Source organism: Lyngbya sp. CCY1209 (assembly GCF_035615495.1).
GTDB lineage: Bacteria > Cyanobacteriota > Cyanobacteriia > Cyanobacteriales > Microcoleaceae > Limnospira.
This window is the reverse complement of the sequence record NZ_JAJENU010000325.1, coordinates 1-5108: the sequence shown is the minus strand read 5'-3', so window position 1 is coordinate 5108 and position 5108 is coordinate 1. Positions and strand designations below refer to the sequence as shown.

Here is a 5108-nt window from a genome sequence, read left to right as displayed (position 1 = left end):
CCCAACCCCCATCCCCCCCAGCCCCCCTTTGGAAGGGGGGAGAATGAAGAATCCCCCCCAGCCCCCATCCCCCCCAGCCCCCCTTTGTAAGGGGGGAGAAAAGGGGGAGAATGTGGAGAAAGTCCCCCTTTTTAAGGGGGATTTAGGGGGATCAATGCCGATCGCACCACTCTAATATCCGGTTCCAAGCCCACCAGGGATCGCGATCGCCCCATTCTTTTTGACAGGATTCGCTGCTGATGTAGCCGACGTGCCCGCCCGATTCCGTCAGCCACAGGTCGATCGCTTCATTGTCTCGACCCACCGCTTCCAAATCGGGGATAATTTCCGGGGTGAATAATGGGTCATCTTTGGCGTATAAAATTAGAGTCGGTTTCTGTAATTGGGGCAGAATTTGCAGACCGCTGCTGGCTTCGTAGTAGGCTTCTACGGTGTCAAATCCCAACTTTTCGATCACCAATTCTTTGTCGAAAGACCGGATCGAATGGGTGCGCTCGATCGCCTCGGGATCGAAGGCCTGGGGGTGAGCTTTTTGCAACTCCCGGGCCAGTTCTTTCAACCGTCGCGCGATCGCCTGTTCTAACTGTTTTCCCAACAAATCGTCCTCCAAATAAGTGAGCGATCGGTTCGAGTCCAGACTCGGACACACCACCATCCCACCCGCGAAATCGGAGGCTTTTACCGCCAGATCTGTCTCCCAATTGTCGGCACTTTGGGCTTCTTTCATGCCCCACAAAGCCAACTGTCCGCCGAGGGAGAGTCCCGAAAACCAAAAGGGCGCCGGACAGCCGAGGGCGACGGATTCGGAGGCTAGATAAACGAAATCTTTCCCCTCATATAATCCGTCGGAGGTGAGGGCCGGGGACAGTTTCGCCGTTTTGCCGTGGGCTCGCCAGTCGAACAGCAACACCGCGTAACCTCGGGCGAAAGCTTTGCGGCCGAGTATTCTCAAAAACCACTGGTTATCTAAATCTCCGACAATGCCGTAGGTGGCGATAATTGTGCCTTTAGGATTTTCGGGGACGGCGTAAATTCCGAAGATCGGCACGCCTCCGGCGCCGGTAAATAGCTTTTCTTTGTAGGGGGGTTCGGGTTCGAGGGTGTTTTCTCGCCAACTTTTGCCCGCTTGGAGGGCGATATATAGGGTCATCAGGAAGCCGTTTGGCAGGAACCAGGGCGGGGTGTAGTTGGGGGTCTGCATGGTCGTCACGATCGCTCTAAAATCTACAATCTCCACCTGCCAAATTATCCGGGTTTTCGGACTTTTTGGCTGACGATCAATTCTACCAAACTGTCGATGAGGCGATCGGCTTCCATCGGCATGGATGTTTTGCCCTGCAAAATTTCTTGGACGACCATATAATGAATTAATGCCCCCACAAATACCCGGGCCGTCGCTTCCGGATCGGCGATCGCCAAATCCCGACAATTTTCCAAATAGTGGGTGAGGATTTCGATCGCTGGTTTGACCAAATTCGTCAAAAAGACCTCGGCCAGATCGGGCCGCGTCCGGGACTCCGCGACGATCAACCGCAGGAAACACAGGTATTCGCGATCGTCGATATTTTCCATCAGCAGCCGTCTGGCCAGATCCCGCAACACTCCTTCGGGTTCGCCTTCCAGGGGTGGCGCCCAGACGATCCGAAACTTTTCCGAGGCGATCTGCTTCACCAGGGCGGTAAACAGTCCGTCTTTGTCGGTAAAGTGGCTGTAGAGGGTCTGTTTGGACACCCCCGCCGCCTTCGCCACCCGATCCATGCTGGTGGAGGCGTAACCGTGGGTGAGAAATTCCGGCATCGCCCCCTTTAAGATTTGTTCCGCTTTATCTGTCAATTCTCCATTGGACTCATAATTTCGTTTCAATCCCGTTGAGGGGACTCATTAATTTTAAAGTGAATATATTAAGGTATTGGCAAAGAAAAGTAAAGAGCCTTCAATCCTGGCGTTGGAATTCACTAATTTAGTTTATTTAAATAAAGTTATATAACTATGTAGTTGTTTCAATCCCGTTGCCGGGATTCATTGGTTTGAAAGATCTGGGAGTGTTCAAAGGCGATCGCGAAAGAGTAGGCGTTTCAATCCCGTTGCCGGGATTCATTGGTTTGAAAGCTTGGATCGAGCGGTATTGTTGGTAGTAGCCGCTTGTTTCAATCCCGTTGCCGGGATTCATTGGTTTGAAAGTTTAAAATTCCAACTATTGCCGCTTGGAAGTTGTATAGTTTCAATCCCGTTGCCGGGATTCATTGGTTTGAAAGCAAAAATTGAGTCAGTTCGTCTTGTTGCATATTCCCGTTTCAATCCCGTTGCCGGGATTCATTGGTTTGAAAGTCACAACTTTTAATCGGTGCGGGTACCCATGAATCGTTTCAATCCCGTTGCCGGGATTCATTGGTTTGAAAGTCCCTGGCGGATGAAGAAAACCGAGGGCATCGGCGATGTTTCAATCCCGTTGCCGGGATTCATTGGTTTGAAAGACAAGGCATTTTATATGCTTCGACCTGATCGCGCATTCGTTTCAATCCCGTTGCCGGGATTCATTGGTTTGAAAGCCGAATATGCTGACAAAATTGCTCAAAGATTATTGTTTCAATCCCGTTGCCGGGATTCATTGGTTTGAAAGGAATGAAATCCGTCGCGAATTTAACGAGGAGTTTGAGTTTCAATCCCGTTGCCGGGATTCATTGGTTTGAAAGTCAACAACGGCGTTACCCAAATCAATTGAGGTATATGGTTTCAATCCCGTTGCCGGGATTCATTGGTTTGAAAGTCGTACCCCCAGCCCCGAGCCGTGGTGGTGTCTTTGTTTCAATCCCGTTGCCGGGATTCATTGGTTTGAAAGGAAAAAATGCCGCACTACCTGAAGCAGAAGTACGGCTTTGTTTCAATCCCGTTGCCGGGATTCATTGGTTTGAAAGCCCGAGCCAGGAGCCCGCAAGCGGATTGCGGAAATGTTTCAATCCCGTTGCCGGGATTCATTGGTTTGAAAGTGAAAACTTGATGCTTTCCGAATTATGGTTTTTGGGGTTTCAATCCCGTTGCCGGGATTCATTGGTTTGAAAGGGCGAGTTGATCCTGGATGTCGGAGAGTCCGGCCTGGTTTCAATCCCGTTGCCGGGATTCATTGGTTTGAAAGCTTCCGCCTGCTAAAAGTTTTTGAGAAAAAAAGTGTTTCAATCCCGTTGCCGGGATTCATTGGTTTGAAAGCTCGATGACGTATGACTCGATTCTGACACTTTAATTGTCGTTTCAATCCCGTTGCCGGGATTCATTGGTTTGAAAGTCGAAGCTGCGGGCCGCGCAGACGCCCAAATCTTTCTGTTTCAATCCCGTTGCCGGGATTCATTGGTTTGAAAGTCTCAAGAGCCTGCTCAAACAAAAGGTGATCCGAAATGTTTCAATCCCGTTGCCGGGATTCATTGGTTTGAAAGTCCGTCCTCTGTAACCCCGATGAATGGGCGTTTCCAGAGCCGGTTTTGGCGGACCCGATCGCGAATGGGCGTTTCAGCGATCGCCGATCGCCCACCCGCCGGAACCCAAAACGCTGAAAGTATTGAATTGTCGAGGTTCTGGCGATTTGGCGGACCCCCCGGGGAAATCGACCGAGCTTCGGTCCGCCAAAATTGCATGAATCAATTATAGGATAGTCGCCGTCTCATGTCTAGGGGGTGGCGTGCCATAAACCACCGTCCGCTTCACCGCCGTCGCATCCAATATATAGATGCAAACCGCATCCTCCCCAGACTTGATCAACTTCTCGATCTGGTGTTGCAGCGTCACGAACTGTTTGGCACTCAAGAAGCACTCGAACAAACTGTACTGCTTCCAAGTCCCGTAGCCGCACAGGAGATCGTGGAGTCGCTGGCGCCGCTTGTTCCCCGCCTTCGTCGCCGGGACATCATAAACCACGAGATAGAGTAACGGTTTCATCGTAACACCAAGGGTTTGTAGGGGACATTTTCCTGCAAGTGGCGGCCGAGGAGTCGGGCCTGCAATTCGATCGCCCGCTGATAGGTGCAGCGGTAGCCGAAAACCGGATGTTTGAACTCCGAATTAAACTTTTGGTTAGCCGCTTCCAAAAACGCCCGCCGCCCCTTATCTTCCAGGCGAAACGACCCCAAACTTTCGGTAAAATCCTCCGGTTTAATTGCCTTGCGGCTGAGTACCGACAGCACCAAATTATCCGCCACCAACGCCCGCATTTCCTCCATCAAATCCAACACCAAAGCCGGTTGTCCCCGGGTGGTTTCGTGGAGGTAGCCGATATAGGGATCTAACCCTGCCATATGAGCCGCCGCCGTGACTTGCACCCGCAACAAACCGTAACTAAAGTTTAACAAAGCATTGACGCGATCGCCTGCGGGACGACGGTGGTGCGATCGGCCCAAAAACTCCCACCCCTCGGGCAACAGTTCCGGCCAGCGGGCGAAATATTCCCGCGCCACCGTCCCCTCAATTCCCCGCACTTGGTTGAGGTTTTCTTGTTTCCAAACCTGAGCTTTATATTGTTTGAGAGGATTGTCTTTTTGCCCCCGCCGATAGAGGACATTATATTGATTATGAATTTTAGCAGAAACGATAGTTTTAACCAACTCCAAGCGACGCTCTGGGTCGGCGTGCAGGGCATATTGAGCCAGTCGTAATTGACCATTTTTGGAATAGCTGGGCAAGGCCGAACCGAGATGTTTTCCAAAGCTGGAAAGGTAGTGAACCGGCATCCCCAACTCCAACGCATAGCAGAGGGCGTCCCCGCTAATGCTGGGATTTCCCATCAGTACGATTTGTTCGACAGTTTGGGCGGCGACGGACTGTTTCTTCCAGGTTCCGTCCTCCTGGGGAATTGCGACTTTAAAGGCTTCATATTTTTTGCTTAACATCGAGCCAGGTTGGGTGAGGTAGAGTATAGACATGATAGTTTCAGGTGTGTAATTGTGTCCTTCTCCCCCCTTCCTCCCCCCTTACTCCCCCCTTACAAAGGGGGGCTGGGGGGGATGGGGGCTGGGGGGGATCTTCTGTTTCTTATCAATGGGAAACGATCCCCCATTATCCCCCTTAATAAGGGGGACTTTGATTGATTCTCCCCCCTTTCCAAGGGGGGCTGGGGGGGATCT

Annotated in this window: 4 protein-coding genes and 1 CRISPR repeat array; all 4 genes read right to left on the bottom strand. The window is 51.5% G+C overall.

The features are described 5' to 3' along the window. Window positions 1–151: 151 nt before the first annotated feature. On the bottom strand, window positions 152–1150 hold the full coding sequence (locus LKE08_RS09415) for an alpha/beta fold hydrolase (protein ID WP_324703964.1): 999 nt from the start codon (window positions 1148–1150) through the stop codon (window positions 152–154). Window positions 1151–1245: 95 nt separating this feature from the next. Then, window positions 1246–1863 (bottom strand): TetR/AcrR family transcriptional regulator, encoded by a 618-nt coding sequence (locus LKE08_RS09410; RefSeq protein WP_324703963.1) that lies wholly within the window; start codon window positions 1861–1863, stop codon window positions 1246–1248. A gap of 134 nt (window positions 1864–1997) precedes the next feature. Continuing rightward, a CRISPR array of direct repeats spans window positions 1998–3428; the repeat unit is 37 nt; unit sequence GTTTCAATCCCGTTGCCGGGATTCATTGGTTTGAAAG. Window positions 3429–3633: 205 nt separating this feature from the next. Continuing rightward, the gene (gene cas2 / locus LKE08_RS09405; protein ID WP_324703962.1) at window positions 3634–3927 is read right to left on the bottom strand and encodes a CRISPR-associated endonuclease Cas2; all 294 of its coding nucleotides are present in this window, start codon (window positions 3925–3927) and stop codon (window positions 3634–3636) included. Then, window positions 3924–4907, bottom strand: a complete 984-nt coding sequence (gene cas1 / locus LKE08_RS09400; RefSeq protein WP_324703961.1) for a CRISPR-associated endonuclease Cas1 — start codon at window positions 4905–4907, stop codon at window positions 3924–3926. The genes cas2 and cas1 overlap by 4 nt, the downstream gene beginning before the upstream one ends. Between the last annotated feature and the right edge of the window lie 201 nt (window positions 4908–5108).